Annotated in this window: 12 protein-coding genes; 7 read left to right on the top strand and 5 right to left on the bottom strand. The window is 68.8% G+C overall.

Annotated features, from left to right (window positions below):
- Positions 1–859: 859 nt before the first annotated feature.
- Complete coding sequence (cckA, locus tag ABB55_RS05225; RefSeq protein ID WP_054357868.1) at positions 860–3,433, top strand: cell cycle histidine kinase CckA; 2,574 nt, start codon at positions 860–862, stop codon at positions 3,431–3,433.
- A gap of 56 nt (positions 3,434–3,489) precedes the next feature.
- Here the strand turns inward: cckA and ABB55_RS05220 are convergent, their stop codons facing one another.
- Positions 3,490–4,362 carry an alpha/beta hydrolase family protein gene (locus ABB55_RS05220; RefSeq protein ID WP_054357867.1) on the bottom strand — a complete coding sequence of 291 codons (873 nt, stop codon included), beginning with the start codon at positions 4,360–4,362 and terminating at the stop codon, positions 3,490–3,492.
- 183 nt (positions 4,363–4,545) lie between these two features.
- On the opposite strand from ABB55_RS05220, the gene ABB55_RS05215 reads away from it, so the two are divergent.
- Positions 4,546–5,775 carry a cytochrome P450 gene (locus ABB55_RS05215; protein ID WP_054357866.1) on the top strand — a complete coding sequence of 410 codons (1,230 nt, stop codon included), beginning with the start codon at positions 4,546–4,548 and terminating at the stop codon, positions 5,773–5,775.
- A 275-nt stretch (positions 5,776–6,050) separates the two neighbouring features.
- On the opposite strand, the gene ABB55_RS05210 is transcribed toward ABB55_RS05215, so the two are convergent.
- A complete protein-coding gene (locus ABB55_RS05210; protein WP_054357865.1) occupies positions 6,051–6,548 on the bottom strand; it encodes a protein-tyrosine phosphatase family protein in 498 nt (165 codons plus the stop codon).
- Between the two features lie 124 nt (positions 6,549–6,672).
- Here ABB55_RS05210 and ABB55_RS05205 point away from each other — a divergent pair, with 124 nt between their 5' ends.
- Together ABB55_RS05205 and ABB55_RS05200 are read left to right on the top strand one after the other, a co-directional pair.
- Positions 6,673–7,296, top strand: coding sequence for a glutathione S-transferase family protein (locus ABB55_RS05205; RefSeq protein ID WP_054357864.1), 624 nt, complete (start codon positions 6,673–6,675; stop codon positions 7,294–7,296).
- A 62-nt stretch (positions 7,297–7,358) separates the two neighbouring features.
- Positions 7,359–7,967: a TetR/AcrR family transcriptional regulator gene (locus tag ABB55_RS05200; protein ID WP_054357863.1), complete on the top strand. Its 609-nt coding sequence runs from the start codon at positions 7,359–7,361 to the stop codon at positions 7,965–7,967.
- Positions 7,968–7,991: 24 nt separating this feature from the next.
- Here the strand turns inward: ABB55_RS05200 and ABB55_RS05195 are convergent, their stop codons facing one another.
- Both ABB55_RS05195 and ABB55_RS05190 read right to left on the bottom strand, forming a co-directional pair.
- Positions 7,992–8,738 carry a B3/B4 domain-containing protein gene (locus tag ABB55_RS05195; protein WP_054357862.1) on the bottom strand — a complete coding sequence of 249 codons (747 nt, stop codon included), beginning with the start codon at positions 8,736–8,738 and terminating at the stop codon, positions 7,992–7,994.
- A 204-nt stretch (positions 8,739–8,942) separates the two neighbouring features.
- On the bottom strand, positions 8,943–10,151 hold the full coding sequence (locus ABB55_RS05190) for a DUF2336 domain-containing protein (RefSeq protein WP_054357861.1): 1,209 nt from the start codon (positions 10,149–10,151) through the stop codon (positions 8,943–8,945).
- A 318-nt stretch (positions 10,152–10,469) separates the two neighbouring features.
- On the opposite strand from ABB55_RS05190, the gene ABB55_RS05185 reads away from it, so the two are divergent.
- A complete protein-coding gene (locus ABB55_RS05185; RefSeq protein ID WP_054357860.1) occupies positions 10,470–11,852 on the top strand; it encodes a patatin-like phospholipase family protein in 1,383 nt (460 codons plus the stop codon).
- A 272-nt stretch (positions 11,853–12,124) separates the two neighbouring features.
- A complete protein-coding gene (locus ABB55_RS05180; RefSeq protein WP_152981926.1) occupies positions 12,125–12,334 on the top strand; it encodes a hypothetical protein in 210 nt (69 codons plus the stop codon).
- Here ABB55_RS05180 and ABB55_RS05175 read toward each other — a convergent pair.
- On the bottom strand, positions 12,321–13,292 hold the full coding sequence (locus tag ABB55_RS05175; RefSeq protein WP_054357858.1) for a hypothetical protein: 972 nt from the start codon (positions 13,290–13,292) through the stop codon (positions 12,321–12,323). The genes ABB55_RS05180 and ABB55_RS05175 overlap by 14 nt on opposite strands.
- A gap of 318 nt (positions 13,293–13,610) precedes the next feature.
- Here ABB55_RS05175 and ettA point away from each other — a divergent pair, with 318 nt between their 5' ends.
- A complete protein-coding gene (ettA, locus tag ABB55_RS05170) occupies positions 13,611–15,278 on the top strand; it encodes an energy-dependent translational throttle protein EttA (protein WP_054357857.1) in 1,668 nt (555 codons plus the stop codon).
- The last annotated feature ends 204 nt before the right edge of the window (positions 15,279–15,482 follow it).

Here is a 15,482-nt window from a genome sequence, read left to right as displayed (position 1 = left end):
CTGCATTCGATCCCGCGGTTCGCATCCCCGGCCGGAGCGCCAGCGGAGAGCCGGGGCCCACTCTGCGGGTGACGGGTCGCAAGGGTATGTTTTCGCAAGGGATCTTGACGTGGCTTGAAGGCGAGTGGGTCCCGGATCGGCGGCCCTTCGGGCCTTGTCCGGGATTGCGGTTTCGGGGGCGGGGGATGGGGAACGGGGGAACGGGAGACCGGGGAACGGGAAACTGGGGCACCGGGAAGCCGGGAGACCGGGGATGGAGCAGGAGATCAAACGCGCTGCGCGCAGCGGCCGAGATGTCGATGCTGCGGCGGATCCGGCGTAACGGGCGGATCCGGCGTGATGGGCGCGACGGGCGGGATGGCGGGACGAGTAGGATGGCGGGATGGCGTGACGGGCGGGTCCGGCGTGACGGGCGTGAGGGGCAGAACGGCCGGGCGTCGTCTGGATTCGATCCCGCGGCCCGCATCCCCGGCCGGAGCGCTAGCGGAGAGCCGGGGCCCACTCTGCGTGCGGCGGGTCGCAAGGGCATGTTTTCGCAAGGGATCTTGACGTGGCTTGAAGGCGAGTGGGTCCCGGATCGGCGGCCCTTCGGGCCTTGTCCGGGATTGCGGTTTCGGGGGGGCGGTGGATCGGATCCGGCATGGAACGCGGAACGCGCGCTGGTGGGGCGACGATCGGGCGTCGGACCGGCGGGACCCGCGGAGCCGGCGGGGCGGGCGGGACCGGCGTGGCGGGCATCGCCGGCCGTGTGGCTGCGCTGGGGCGCAACCGGATACCGACGCCGCAGGGCGGCCGGGGAAAAAGGCGCGCCGCGCGGCGCAGACTGCGGTAATGTCAGCAGGATATCGGGAATCGCAGCATGGTCGAAACGGACGCGGGGAATACGGGAAGCGAACCTGTGGTCGACAGGGCCGAAAAGACCGGCAGCATCGGGCTCCTGCTCGCCCTTGCCCTCGGGCTCGTCGGGGCGGCGGTGGTGCTCGCCCTGATGCGGCGCGAGGATGCGGCGATCTGGGTGCAGATCCTGCTCGGTCTGCTCGCCGTCATCGGCGTCTTCGCCCTGTTTGCCGGGGCGATCGGGCTCGTCCGCTTCGGCGCGCGCCGCGACGGGCATCCGCTCTCCAAGGCCTTCCTGGACACGACCGGGGAGGGCGTCGTCGTCACCGACCGCGAGGGTCGGATCGTCTATGCCAATCGCGCCTATGCCGAGCTGATCCGCGCCGAGGCGGCGACCGACATCCGCACCGTGGAGCGCAGCTTCGCGGGCGATCCGGATGCGGCCGAGCCGATGTTCCGGCTGGCCACCGCCGCCCGCGACCGGCGCGCGGCGCGCGAGGAGATCCGCACCCTGTCGCCGCTCGGCCGGTCCGAGGGCGGCCCGCGCTGGTTCCGCGTCCGGGTCCGTCCGCTCGACCTGCCGGCCGGCCGGAACGGGGCGTCGCCGGCCGCCCTGACCGTCTGGCAGGTGGCCGACATCACGCGCGACCGCGACGAGCAGGAGACCAGCTTCCAGGAACTGCAACAGGTCGTGACCTTCCTGGATCACGCGCCGGCCGGCTTCTTCTCGGCCGATCCGCGCGGCCGGATCACCTATCTGAACGCGACGCTCGCCGACTGGCTCGGCTACGACCTGGCCAAGTTCGAGCCCGGCGGCATCGGCCTCAAGGACATCGTCCAGGGCCAGGGCGCGGCGCTGATCACCGACCTGAACGGGCCGGCCGACGCCAACAAGACGCGGATCATCGATCTCGACCTCGTCAAGCGCAACGGCCAGAGCCTGCCGGTGCGGCTGATGCACAAGGTGCCGATCTCCGGCACCGGGGTGCTCGGCGACAGCCGGACGCTGGTGCTGAACCGCTCGCCCGGCGAGGACGTGTCGGAAGCCCTGCGCGCCGCCGAGGTCCGCTTCGCCCGCTTCTTCAATTCGACCCCGATCGCGATCGCCTCGGTCGACCGCGAAGGCCGCATCGGCCGCACCAATGCGCCGTTCCTGAAGCTCTTCGGCGACATCCGAATGGGCGAGGGCGGCGAGGCGCGCCGGCTGGTGCTGCAGGTCGCCGAGAGCCGCCGCGCCGACCTGTCGGCGGCGCTGGAGGCGGCCGGCCAGGGGCGCGGCGACATCCAGCCGATCGAGGCGGAACTGGCCGGTGGCGAGGACAAGCGCCATCGCTCGGTGCGCTTCTTCGTCTCCGCCGTGCAGGAGGGCGACGGCGAGGGCGAGACGGCGATCGTCTACGCGCTGGAGACGACCCAGCAGCGCGAACTCGAACAGCAATTCGCCCAGTCGATGAAGATGCAGGCGATCGGCCAGCTCGCCGGCGGCATCGCGCACGACTTCAACAACGTGCTGACGGCGATCATCGGCTTCTCCGACCTGCTGCTCGCTTCGCACCGGCCGACCGATCCGTCCTTCCAGGACATCATGAACATCAAGCAGAATGCCAACCGCGCGGCCGCGCTGGTCCGGCAGCTGCTCGCCTTCTCGCGCCGTCAGACGCTGCGCCCGGAGGTGATCCGCCTCGGCGACACGCTCGCCGACCTGCACATGCTGCTCGCCCGCCTGCTCGGCGAGAAGGTCGAGCTCAGCGTCGTGCACGGCCGCGATCTCTGGCCGGTCAAGGCCGATACCAGCCAGCTCGAACAGGTCATCGTCAATCTGGCGGTCAATGCGCGCGACGCCATGCCGAATGGCGGCCGGCTGACCATCGTCACCCGCAACGTCTCGGCCGACGACAAGCTCGCCTACAAGACGCCGGGCATGCCGGCCGCCGACTATGTCTCGATCGAGGTGACCGACACCGGCACCGGCATCCCGCCGGACATCATGGAGAAGATCTTCGAGCCCTTCTTCACCACCAAGGCGGTCGGGCAGGGCACCGGGCTCGGCCTGTCGACCGTCTACGGCATCGTCAAGCAGACCGGCGGCTTCGTCTATTGCTCGAGCGAGATCGGCAAGGGCACGACCTTCCACATCCTGCTGCCGCGTCATGTCGAGACCGAGGTCGAGCGCGAGGCCGACAAGGTCGGTCCGGAGGGCCAGCAGCAGCAGAGCACCGACCTGACCGGCTCGGCCACCATCCTGCTGGTCGAGGACGAGGAGGCCGTGCGCGCCTTCGCGTCGCGCGCGCTGCGCTCGCGCGGCTACACGGTGCACGAGGCGGGTTCGGGGACCGAGGCCCTGGCGGTGATGGAGGAGACCGGCGGGCGCATCGACCTCGTCGTCTCCGACGTGGTCATGCCGGAACTGGACGGCCCCTCGCTGCTGCGCGAGTTGCGCAAGCAGCGGCCGGAGCTCAAGATCATCTTCGTGTCCGGCTATGCCGAGGATGCCTTCGCCAAGAACCTGCCGGAGGGCGAGAGCTTCCACTTCCTGCCCAAGCCCTTCTCGCTGAAGCAACTGGCGACGGCCGTGAAGGACGCGCTGGCGAAGTGATCCGCCGGCGGGCGGTGGCGGTCAGGCGGTGGAGGCCGCGTCGGGCATCCGGCGGCTCAGCGCTTCCACCAATAGGTCGTCACCCCGGCGATCGAGGTCAGCAGCTGCGACGGGTCGGCGCCCTTCAGAGTGACGTCGAAGAAGTTGCGCGCATAGTAGATGATCTGGGCATTGTTGGTGTTGCCGAGATCGCTCCAGGCATTGTGGGCGGCGCCGGCGAATTCGACGAAATAGGCCGGCGCGGCTGTGCGCGCGTAGCAGCCGTCCGGGCGCTTGACGGTCGGCGTCACCGCATAGTCGAGGGTGCCGCCCTGATACATGACCGGCGCGGCGATGCTGCCGAGCGCGCCTTCGTCGAGATAGGGCGCGCAATAGGGCGAGAGCGCCAGCACGGCCTTGATCACCGGCTGGTCCCAGGACGGCCAGCCGCCGCCGAGCCCCAGCATCGTGTAGCCGCCGAGCGAATGGCCCATGCCGGCGACCCGGGTCCAGTCGATCGCCGCATTCCAGGCCTTGTCGGCCTTGAGCGCGGCGACCAGCCCGACCATGTCGGTCTTGCGGGCCAGATAGGTCGTGTCGTTCCAGGCGGCCGGCTGTTCGAAGGGGATTTCCGGCGCCGGCGGATCGCCCGGGCCGCAGGAGGCGTCGGCATGGTTCGGCGCGACGACGATATAGCCGGCACCGGCCAGCGCCGTGGTCAGGAAGGTCGATTGCGCGCCGCAGCCGCCATAGCCGTGCGAGAACAGGATCAGCGGCAGCTTCGCGGTGCGGGTCGACGGATACCAGGAGACGACCGTCAGTCCGCCGAGCTTGAACGGCTTTCCGGAAGCCGGCAGGGCGGCCGGCTTGGCGGACGCGACCGAGGGCACGGCAAACGCGGCGCCGAGCGCCAGGACGGACAGGAGGGCGAGGCTTGCGGAGGGGCGCATCGGAGAGCTCCGTTCTTGACGTTGCGAAACCGTCCCGAGCCTTGTTTGCGCCGGCATGAATGTCGAGTTACATAGTGTAACAACAGACGATTTTAGAAGATTTGCCAATATCTTCCGGGTCTCGGTGGCGGTCCGTACGGGCTCGCCGGCGCGCCCGGTCAACCCGCTTCGGAGCCGCGTCGGATGCCTGCCCGCTTCGCCTGCTCGCCCCGCGATCCGGAGTTCTTCCGCGATCCCTATCCGGCCTATCGGGCAATGCGCGATCTCGGCGACCTGTTCGTCTGGAAGGACTACGGCTTCGTCTGTTCGGCGCGCCATGGGGTGGTCGGCGCCGCCCTGCGCGACCGGCGCTTCGGGCGCGACATCCTGGACCGGGCGAGCCGCGAGGACCTCGGCTGGCCGGCGCCATCGCCCGGTCTCGCGCCGTTCCTGGCCTTCGAGCGCGGCTCGATGCTGGAACGCGAGCCGCCGGCCCATACCCGGCTGCGCGGCCTCGTCAACCGCGCCTTCACGGCCCGGGCCGTCGAGGGCCTGCGGCCGGCGATCGTGCGGCTGGCCGAGACCCTGGCCGACGCCATCGCCCGCCAGGGCGGGGCCGATCTGATCGCCGATTTCGCCGCGCCGATCCCGGTCGCGGTCATCTGCGGGCTGCTCGGCGTGCCGGTCGAGGACGGGCCGCAGCTGGTCGCCTGGTCGCACGACATGGTGGCGATCTATCAGTTCGGCGCCGATCCGGCCGTCGAGGCGGCCTGTGTCGCCGCCACGCTGGCGTTCCAGGACTATGCCCGCTCGGCCATCGCCGCCCGGCGCGTGCGGCCGCGGGACGATCTCCTGAGCGCCCTCGTCGCCGCACGCGACGGCGCCGACCGGCTTTCGGAGGAGGAACTGGTCACCACCGTGATCCTGCTCCTGAATGCCGGCCATGAGGCGACCGTGCATGCCATCGGCAATGCGCTGGCGGTGATCCTGGCCGCGGGTCTCGATCCGTCCGGCCTGTTCGCCGATGCCGACGCGACCGGGCGGACGGTGGAGGAATGCCTGCGCTTCGATCCGCCGCTGCATCTCTTCACGCGCTATGCGCTCGAGGATTTCGTCTTCTGCGGCCGGTCCTTCGCCCGTGGCGAGAAGATCGGTCTGCTGCTCGCCGCGGCCGGGCGCGATCCGGACCGTTTTCCGCTGCCGGACCGCTTCGATCCGACGCGCGCGCCCGGTCCCCATCTCGCCTTCGGGGCCGGCATCCATTTCTGCGTCGGCGCGCCGCTCGCCCGGCTCGAACTCGCCGTCGCGCTGCCGGTCCTGTTTAATCGGCTGCCGGGCCTGCGCCTGGCCGGACCCCCGGTCTGGCGCGACAGCTATCATTTTCGCGGCCTGGAGCGGCTCGATGCGGTCTGGTCCGGCGGGCGAACCGGATGAACGGCGGCTGAACGTCCGCTTCAGCTACGGTTCCAAGCGTCCTGCTAGCCTCCAATCCAAGTTCCGGCGGCAAAGCGGTCGCCGAAGGCGAGGGCCGGCGAGGTCCGGATCCCTCGCAGCGGGCGGACGGCCACGAGAGCGTGACGAACCCGCAATCCTGCCGAGCGTGGGATCCGTTTGGGCGGCGAAGCCCGGCCGGAAGGACCCCGCGCCCGGCAGTTCCACGGGGAGTATCGGCCAGGTCGCGGGTGCGCATCTTCGGCGGGCCCGAACGATCAGCCGCCGGCCGTGACCCGCTCGGCGGCGTAGGCCGCAAAGTCCCGCACCCAGGCGCGCTGCGCCTCCGTTTCCGGCACGTCGCAGCCGCGCGCGGCCGAGACCGCCGCCATGGCCGCATCCGGGGTCTCGCCGAGGGCGACCAGCACGGCCGAGGCGAACATGCCCGAGCGGCCGATGCCGGCGCGGCAATGGATCGCGACCGCATCCCCGCCGGCGAGCTGATCCGCGATCGCACCGACCAGGGCAGCGGCCGCGCCGAAATCCTCCGGCACGGCGAAGTCGGCGATCGGGAAATTCACGAAATCGAATCCGGCCTGCCGGCACAACCGCGCCTCCGCCGCCAGCGCGAGCCGTTCGGCCTCCGCGACCGGCAGCAAAGAGACCACCAGCGCGATGCCGGCCTTGGCCATCGTTCGGAAGTCGGCGCGCTGCGGCGCCGGCATCAGCGCAAGCCGGCCGGCAGCGGGCGTTTCGACGAAATGCAGATTCGACATGGCAGCCTGCTCGATCGGTTCGCCGGAGCGTGGCACAACGGTGGCGGGCGCGCGAGGGCTGGCGCGAAGGGGCCGGACCGTGCTCTAACGTCAACCCGGACACCGGCGTCGGGGGGCGTGAGGCATGAGCGGGACACAGTCGAAGCCACAGATCATCGGGGCGCCCTTTTCGACCTATGTGCGCGTCTGTCGCATCGTGGCCGAGGAAAAGGGCATCGCCTACGATCTGGTGCCGGCGCGGCCGCACAGTGCGGCCGTCGATGCGGTCCACCCCTTCGGTCGCATCCCGATCCTGCGCCACGGCGCCCTCGAACTCTACGAATCCCGCGCGATCGTCGGCTATCTGGAGGCGACTTTTCCGGAACCGCGCCTGATTCCAGCCGATCCGGTCGCCGCCGCCCGGGTCGAGCAATGGGTCAGCCTCGTCAACACGACCCTCGATCCGATCCTCGTCCGCCGCTACGTGCTCGCCTACATGATGCCCCCGGAGGGCGGGCCGGACCGGGACAAGATCGCCGCCGTGCTGCCGCAGGTGGAAAAGGCGCTCGGGCTGATCGCCGCGGCGGTCGCCGAGAACGGCCACCTGGTCGGCGACGGCTTCACCTATGCGGATGCCAATCTGGTGCCGATCCTCGATTATGTCGCCCGGACCCCGGAGGGCGGCGCGATCATCGAGGCCTCGGGGGCCCTGAAGGCCGCGATGGCCGGCTGGGCCGCGCGTCCGAGCGTGGCGGCCACGCGGCCATGAGCCCGGCCGCTGTCCCCGACCTGGCGGACACCGCCGGGCGTCCGGCATCGACCGGAGCGGAGTTGCGACGGCACCGGATTCTTGAAGCCGCCGGCCGCCTGCTGGCCGAAAAAGGCTATGCGGCGCTGACCACGGCGGATGTCGCGCGGGTCGCCCAGGTCTCCAAGCGCGACATCTACGCGGCCTTCGGAACCAAGGCCGGCATTCTGTCCGCCCTGATCTCGGATCGCGCGGCGCAGATGTCGCCGGCCGCCGTGCTGCCGGCGCCGACCGACCGTGCCTCGTTCCAGGCGCTGCTGATCGAGTTCGGGGCTGCCTTTCTGGAGCGCGGGCTCGCCACGGACACGATGGCGCTGACCCGCCTGGCGGTCGCGGAAGCCGAGAACGAGCCGGAACTGGCGCGCATCTTACGCGATTCCGGTCGCCGTCCGGTCACCCGTACGGCCCTCAGGATGTTCGCAGCCGCCAACCGTGCCGGGCTGATCGGATCGCTCAATGCCCGTTCGGCCTTGCGGGTGTGGTTCGGCCTGCTGGCCGGCGATCTGCCGACCGAGCGCCTGCTCGGCCTGCGCCGTCCGCCGGGTCCCCGCTATGCCACGGTGCGCGCCACCTGGGCCGCCCGCATCCTGCTCGCCACGATCGACGGCTGTCCGGCCGGCACGCCGCTCTGAAGCCAGCCTCCCGCAATCACCGCGTCAGGTGCCGAGCACGGTCGCCTGCGGCCGGCCGCGATCGGCGATCGTGACGGCGGTCGTCGCGCCGCAGAAGCGGGCGAACAGGTCGCAGACATCCGCGACTGCGGCGTCGAGATCGCCGGTGCCGTTGGCCTGCACGGTGAGGAGCGCGCTGCGCGTCTCGGGGGAGACCAGCGAGCGGGCATCCTGGCGCCAGTTCCAGCGCCGGCAGAGCACATGGGCCGCGTCGGCGAAGACCACCTCGCCGGGCTTCGGCGGATCCTCGACCGGGCCGGCCGGCGCCGCGGCCTCCGCCCCCTCCGCCTCCTCGCCGGAGGCGGCCATGTCGACGAAGCTGTCGCCGTCGCGCGCATAGCGGAAGGCGATGTCGCCGGTCAGCCGGGCCATGTCGTCGGCGCCGAGCGGGAAGACATGGCTGAGCGAGACGGCATTGTAGGCGTCGACGAAACCGTTGATCTCCGGGATCGAGCGGCCGGCCAGCACGTTCTTGACGATCCGCTCGACCGAGGAGCGATAGCTGGTCCGCTTGATGCCGAAGCCCTTGTAGGCGACGCGCCAGACCGAGACGCCCGGGATCTGCGCCAGTTCCAGGCCGCCCCAGCGGTCGCGGGCCATGGCCTCGCGCTCCGCGATGATGCCGGCCAGGCCGGGCGGCCGGGCGGCCGGAATGGCGAGATCCGAGGCGACCACCACGGCGACGCGGAAATCCGGGAAAGCGGCGACCAGTTCGGAGATGTCGATCTGCATGGAGGGGACTGACCGGAAGGGTGAGACGGGCCGCGACCTTAGAGCATTTTCCGACCGGATGGAATCATCCAATCGACAAGGAAATGCTCCGGATTCAAGGGCTTGAGCCGGTCCTTTTGGGTCGGGTCGTGTCGATCCGACCGGGGCAGGCTGCAGGGCCGGCGGGGCGCTCGCGTCGAAGGTCTGCCAAGGCCCCCGGGATCGTCAGGCGCCGGCGGGACTTGGATCGGGGGACCACCAATCCGCGTCGAGAGCGCAGCCCCGGTCGCCGCGCCGGTCGCTGCGCCGGTCGTCCGGCGGCTGCGGTCCGGCAGGCCCGGACGCGCGGCTCAACGCGGCCAGCCTTTGACGGCAGGCCTCGATCGGAAGCGCCTGATAGCTGCGGATTGCGCATTGGCGGGTCCGTCCGTTCAAGCCCTGCCGCCAGGGGCCGATATTGAGCAGTCCGGAGACGGTGCGCACCTGCAGCGGAAGCGTTCGGGCGGCAACCAGGAAGGCCTGCGGGTCCGCGTCCGTCAACCAGCCGACCACCGCATCGCGGCCGACGCCGAGCATGCGGGCGAGCAGAACCGCCGCTTCGGGGAAGCGCTCCTCGGCGACGAAGCGCAGCAGCAACGGTTCGCCGCGTTGGCCGTGGTCGGCGAAGGCCGCAACGCGGGCCTCGGCGGCGTCGAAATCGTAGATGGCGAGCCACGACGCCACCGAGCGCGGGACGAAATCCGCCGGCAGGCTCTCCTCGCGGCGGACCGGCCCGGATGCGAGGGTGCCGGTCGTGGCGAAGCACTCGCGCGCCTTGCCGGTGCCGTGCCGGACCAGGAAGCGGACCACGATCGCCGGCAGATCCTCGCGCTCGACAAGATGGCCCTCGAGCCGCGCATCGGTGCGCGCCTGTTCGGACAACCGGCGAAAGCCCTGCCCGGACAGCAAGGCGCCGTGATTGGCAGCGACCTTGCGGCGCAGGTCGTCATCGCCGCGCCGGACCAGAATATCGGTCACCACGACCGACAGTTCGGCTCTCTCGGCGATCGCCGCCATGTGGGCGAGACCGGCGTCGACCGCGACGGCGATCAGATCGGCATCGTCGAGATGGGGCGAGTGCACCAGGATCGGCCGGGCCACCTCGATCACGTCCCTGGCCAGCCGGCGGATGGTGGTGCGCGGCGCCCTGGCGGCAACGGAGAACTGAACCGACAGAAAGGCGCGCGTGTCGATCGCGGCCTCGTCGACCAGCCGATTGAAGATCCTGTCGAATTGCTCGATTTCTTCGGGTCCGCTCGTCTCGCATGTGATCGAAAACAACAGCGAGAGCTGGCGCGCCAGGGCATCGTTGCCGTTGCGGCAGCGAACCTGCCTCGACAGATAGCGATCCAACGATTGCGACAGCGAGCCGAAGGATGGGATGGTACTGTTCATGAAACGATGCATCGGCCTTGCACACCCGGGCGGAGGCTAGGCCGCGATGCCGGGGGCGACAAGCGAAGATCATGGCTTTTATTTACAGTTTCACATCCCGACAGCAGAAAAGCCGGGGGTAGGCGTTAACGATCCGGTCACCATGCCGGCCGGGCCGTGTCGGGCGGCGGGGCCCGAATTCGGGCCCGGTTCTGCGGTCTGCCGAGGCACTGCCTTTCGCATGCCCCATTCCCGGTGATAACGGGGCATTCGTTCGATCTCGCCACCCGCGCCGGCCCGCCTCGCCGGCCGACCCGCCGTCCGGAGGCCCTTTCGCGCATGGTTCCGACCCTTCGAGCCACTCTCGCCGCCGCCGTGCTGACCGGCGGCCTGTCGGCCTGCGCATCGCTCGACATCACGCCCGTCAACGAGCCGACCGCGATGCCGGTGCTCACGCCGACCAATACGGTCGGCGGCGACGACACGCTGCGGCCGACCATCGTCGGGCTCGCCTTTTCGGGCGGCGGCATGCGGGCGTCCGCCTTCTCCTATGGCGTGCTGCGCGGGCTGGAGCGGGTTCCGGTCGAGGGCGGCGGCTCGATGCTGGATCAGGTCCGGTTCGTTTCGGGCGTTTCGGGCGGTTCGGTCACGGCGGCCTGGTTCGGGCTCAGGGGGCGCGCCGGTCTCGGCGATTTCGAGCAGCGCTTCCTCTATCGCGATGCGGAAGAGTCGCTGCGCCGCTCGTTCTATTCGGTCACCAACATCACCCGCGCGCTCGATTCCGGCGTCAACGACCGCAATGGCTTTCCGGCCTGGCTGAAGAAGAACCTGTTCGGCAACGCCACCTTCCGCGACCTCAACCGGCCCGGCCGCCCGGTCGTGTGGATCAACGCCTCGGACATCACCTCCAAGACGCCGTTCATCTTCGAGCCGGTGACGTTCGGCTCGATCTGCTCGGATCTGTCGACCTATCCGATCGCCGAGGCGGTCGCGGCGTCGGCGGCCGTGCCGATCGTGTTCGCCCCGGTCGTGATCAAGTCCTATGCCGACAAGTGCGGCTTCAAGCTGCCCGATCATCTCGAGGAGATGGCGCGCCGACGCGATTCGTCGCCGATCGTGCGCAACTACATCTCCGCCCTGCGCAAGTATCGCGACATCGGCCAGGTCGCCTTCGTCAAGCTGCTCGACGGCGGACTGACCGACAACTGGGGTCTGGCCGGCTTCAACGTCGCGCTTGCCTCTGCGACCGAGCCGTACAAACCGCTCAACCGCGACGATGCGGTGGTGGTGGAGAGGTTCATCTTCGTGGTCGTCGATTCCGGCCGCACGCTGCCGTCCGATTACGCCAAGACCCTGGAGGGGCCGAGCGGCTCGGCACTGCTCGAGGCGGTGACCGATACGGCGATCGATTCCGCCGTGCGCAACTCGTTCGAAGTGCTGCGCCTGCAGATGCAGGCCTGGGAGTCGCGTCTGAAGACGTGGCGCTGCGCACTGAACCCGGACGAGGTGGCGCGGATTCGCGGTTCGACCGAGGGCTGGGACTGCCGGAAGGTGTCGGTTCGGGTCGAACGGATCGCCTTCGAGGATCTCGATGCCGGAACGGCGCAGACGCTCGGCCGGATCCCGACCCGCTTCGTGCTCGATCCCGCCGAGGTCAAGGCGAGCATCGAAGGCGGCGCCAATGCGGCGATCCGCGTGCTCGGCGCGGCGGAAAGCCATTGAGGCGGCCGTTGAGGCCGGCGCAGGACATCGGTGCCCCCCGCGAAAGCCGGCCCGATCGCCTGAACGCCCGCTGAAGGCGCGCTTCAGTCCCGGTTCTGCCGCGACTTCCTATCCTGTCCCCAAGTTGCGGTGCGCCTCCCGAAGGAGACGCGTCGCGGAGGTTCCCGCCGGCGCTGAAGCCCGGTGCTGCGAGCCCCGAACCGACAGGGACGGAAACCGGGAGGGAGCGCGGCTGAGGCCCGCTCCGTCCGTCGAGGATGGGAGGCGTCGACATGAACCGCCGAACAATCAGCGTCATACGTCACGACGGCCAGTCCATCCGACTGCGCAGCCTGACCCGCGCCGCCGCCGACCGCGATCGCGCGGTCGGCTTTCTGGCCCTGATGCAGTCCGCCTACCCGAGCGAGGCGCAGGGGGATGGGCTGTGGACGAGGTCGGATCACGCCGTCGCGGAAATTCCGGTCCCGCTCATTGTGGCATGATCGACATCGCAGCCGGGCGAGCGTCCGGACCTTTTGAGCCGCCTACGGGTGTTTCGCCTTTGGCGTAAAGTTGCGGCAGCCCCTTGAAGATCTGGCGGCACATCTGCACCACTTCCCTGAAATTGGCGTCGTATTGCCGGTAGTCGTAGGCAGCCTTGGGATCCGGTGCGGCGGCCATCAGCGAGACGCAGAGACCGTGCATGGTTGGTTGCCTGGTGATGCTGAGGGTGATGTCCCTGACCGCGTCGGCTACCGCAGCCTGATTGTCCGGGGCCGGCAACTTGAGCACTTCCGACGTGACCTGCGTGACCGTCGAGGGCGCGACGTCGGCGCTGCCGCCGGGGCCATTGGCGCCCGGTGTGACGGACGTCTTGACGCTCGGCGCGGCAAGAATGACCGGCGGTGCGGCAGGTCGTCCGGTCAATCCATCGGTCGCCACCAAGGCGGCCATGATGCGCGGCATGTTGACGAGCAACATGCTGTACTGAACCTCGTCGATGGCCCCGTTCATGTAAGCCTCGCAAGCGCGGAACAGGCCGTCGCGCAGCAATTGGATCGTCTGCGTTCGCATGCCGATGAATGCCGCGTTCTGTGCGAAGCCGGCCGCCAAGGCTGCCTGTGCGTCATTCGACCGCGTCTCCATGATGGGCTTGCCGGCCGCATCAAAAGCGGGCTTGCCCTCAGCATCGACGACTTGGCGCGTGACCGTGTTCGATTGCCCGGCACTGGCGGCCAACGTTGCCGACATCGACGTGATGCTGTCCGGGCTCGGCTCGGCGCAGACGATGCGCTGATCCCGCCCGCGCCCGCCGCGCTCGGTGACGAACACCAGCCGCTGGCTGGCATCGAGGCTGAGGCTGGAGCCTCCGTCCATCGACCATTCGCGGAAAATTCCGGCCTGACACCCTCCGAGCGCGCACGCGATCGCAATCGCGGCGGCTGTCCGCAGCCCACGCATGGTTCTATCTCCAATAGATATTGAAATGACAATATAATCTAGCATTGCGCCAATTGTGCGCAATCACAAAAATACCACAGGTCTTAACGAAAAATAAACCATCGGCGAATTGATTTCGATTCTGCCCCTCAGAATTGCCGATTCGCATCCGTGCGCCGACCGGCGTCGCAACGTCGCGTCCTCTAGCGGCCGCGCACGGCCGTTTCCGGCCATTGCTCCGGGCCGGGGCTATCGCTACATGTGTGCCCGAACGTCGCGCGGCCGTCCGGCCGCCTCCGCGACCCGACCATCCCGACCGGACGAGAGGCAGCGAGGCTCATGGCTTCCTACGAATACATCTATTACATGAACGGTCTGTCGAAGGCCTATCCGGGCGGCAAGAAGATCCTCGACAACGTTCACCTGCAGTTCTTCCCCGACGCCAAGATCGGTGTTCTCGGCGTCAACGGTTCGGGCAAGTCGACGCTCCTGAAGATCATGGGCGGGGTCGACAAGGACTTTTCCGGCGAAGCCTGGGTGGCGAAGGGCGCGCGCGTCGGCTACCTGGAGCAGGAGCCGCAACTCGATCCGGCGCTCGATGTGTTCGGCAACGTCATGCTCGGCGTGGCGCCGAAGAAGGCGCTGGTCGATCGCTACAACGAGATCTCCATGAAGCTCGCCGAAGACTATTCGGACGAGTTGATGGAGGAGATGACCACGCTGCAGGACCAGATCGACGCCGGGGGGCTGTGGGATCTGGAAAGCAAGGTCGAGATGGCCATGGACGCGCTGCGCTGCCCGGCGCCGGATGCGGACGTGACCAAGCTGTCGGGCGGCGAGCGCCGCCGCGTCGCCTTGTGCAAGCTGCTGCTGTCCGAGCCGGACCTGCTGCTGCTCGACGAGCCGACCAACCATCTCGACGCCGAGTCCGTCGCCTGGCTCGAAAAGCACCTGCGCGAATTCAAGGGCGCGGCGCTGATCGTGACCCACGACCGCTACTTCCTCGACAATGTGACGAGTTGGATCCTGGAGCTCGATCGCGGCCGCGGCATTCCCTACCAGGGCAACTATTCCGCCTGGCTCGGCCAGAAGCAGAAGCGCCTGGAGCAGGAGGGCCGCGAGGACGAGGCGCGCCAGCGCACGCTGGCCCGCGAGCAGGAATGGATCGCCGCCAGCCCGCGCGCGCGTCAGGCCAAGTCCAAGGCCCGCATCCAGCGCTACGAGGATCTGGTCCGGCAGGCCGACGACAAGCAGATCACAGCCACGCAGATCATCATTCCGGTGGCCGAGCGGCTCGGCAACAACGTCATCAATTTCGAGGGCCTGAAGAAGGGCTACGGCGACCGGCTGCTGATCGACGACCTGACCTTCAAGCTGCCGCCGGGCGGCATCGTCGGCGTGATCGGCCCGAACGGCGCCGGCAAGACGACGCTGTTCCGCATGATCACCGGTCAGGACAAGCCCGACGCCGGCACGATCACGATCGGCGAAAGCGTGCATCTTGGCTATGTCGACCAGTCGCGCGACGCGCTCGATCCGAACAAGACCGTCTGGGAGGAGATCTCCGGCGGCAACGACGTGATCTATCTCGGCAAGCGCGAGATGCATTCGCGCGCCTATTGCGGCGCCTTCAACTTCAAGGGCGGCGATCAGCAGAAGAAGGTCGGCATGCTCTCGGGCGGCGAGCGCAACCGCGTGCATCTGGCCAAGATGCTGAAATCCGGCGCCAACCTGCTGCTGCTCGACGAACCGACCAACGACCTCGACGTGGAAACCCTGCGGGCACTCGAAGAGGCGCTGGAAGACTTCGCCGGCTGCGCCGTGATCATCAGCCACGATCGCTGGTTCCTCGACCGCATCGCCACCCATATGCTGGCCTTCGAGGGCGACAGCCACGTCGAATGGTTCGAGGGCAACTTCCAGGACTATGAAGCCGACAAGAAGCGCCGCCTCGGCCCCGACGCCATCGAACCCCACCGCATCCGCTACAAGCCGCTGACGCGCTGATGCCTCAGCCACCGGCGCGTTCGCGTGCCGGTGGCGCCAGCCCGGTCGAGACGAGGATTTCGACCAGTCCGAAGTGAAAGCATCGCTTCGTCCCTCAGGGCAGGTCGCGCTTGTCTTCGTTGAAATGAAGGTATGGTTTCATTTCCAGGCGCACTTTGGGCGAACGGAAGCTACGGCTTCATTTTTCCAATCTGACCATTGAAA

The sequence above is a fragment of the Prosthecodimorpha hirschii genome, from assembly GCF_001305515.1.
GTDB lineage: Bacteria > Pseudomonadota > Alphaproteobacteria > Rhizobiales > Ancalomicrobiaceae > Prosthecodimorpha > Prosthecodimorpha hirschii.
This window is presented reverse-complemented; position numbering and strand designations above follow the sequence as displayed.

Excerpts from the sequence above, each read along its gene's own strand:
- cckA (WP_054357868.1), top strand. The coding sequence starts at position 860 with ATGGTCGAAACGGACGCGGGGAATACGGGAAGCGAACCTGTGGTCGAC.
- ABB55_RS05220 (WP_054357867.1), bottom strand. The coding sequence starts at position 4,362 with ATGCGCCCCTCCGCAAGCCTCGCCCTCCTGTCCGTCCTGGCGCTCGGC.
- ABB55_RS05215 (WP_054357866.1), top strand. The coding sequence starts at position 4,546 with ATGCCTGCCCGCTTCGCCTGCTCGCCCCGCGATCCGGAGTTCTTCCGC.
- ABB55_RS05210 (WP_054357865.1), bottom strand. The coding sequence starts at position 6,548 with ATGTCGAATCTGCATTTCGTCGAAACGCCCGCTGCCGGCCGGCTTGCG.
- ABB55_RS05205 (WP_054357864.1), top strand. The coding sequence starts at position 6,673 with ATGAGCGGGACACAGTCGAAGCCACAGATCATCGGGGCGCCCTTTTCG.
- ABB55_RS05195 (WP_054357862.1), bottom strand. The coding sequence starts at position 8,738 with ATGCAGATCGACATCTCCGAACTGGTCGCCGCTTTCCCGGATTTCCGC.
- ABB55_RS05190 (WP_054357861.1), bottom strand. The coding sequence starts at position 10,151 with ATGAACAGTACCATCCCATCCTTCGGCTCGCTGTCGCAATCGTTGGAT.
- ABB55_RS05185 (WP_054357860.1), top strand. The coding sequence starts at position 10,470 with ATGGTTCCGACCCTTCGAGCCACTCTCGCCGCCGCCGTGCTGACCGGC.
- ABB55_RS05180 (WP_152981926.1), top strand. The coding sequence starts at position 12,125 with ATGAACCGCCGAACAATCAGCGTCATACGTCACGACGGCCAGTCCATC.
- ABB55_RS05175 (WP_054357858.1), bottom strand. The coding sequence starts at position 13,292 with ATGCGTGGGCTGCGGACAGCCGCCGCGATTGCGATCGCGTGCGCGCTC.
- ettA (WP_054357857.1), top strand. The coding sequence starts at position 13,611 with ATGGCTTCCTACGAATACATCTATTACATGAACGGTCTGTCGAAGGCC.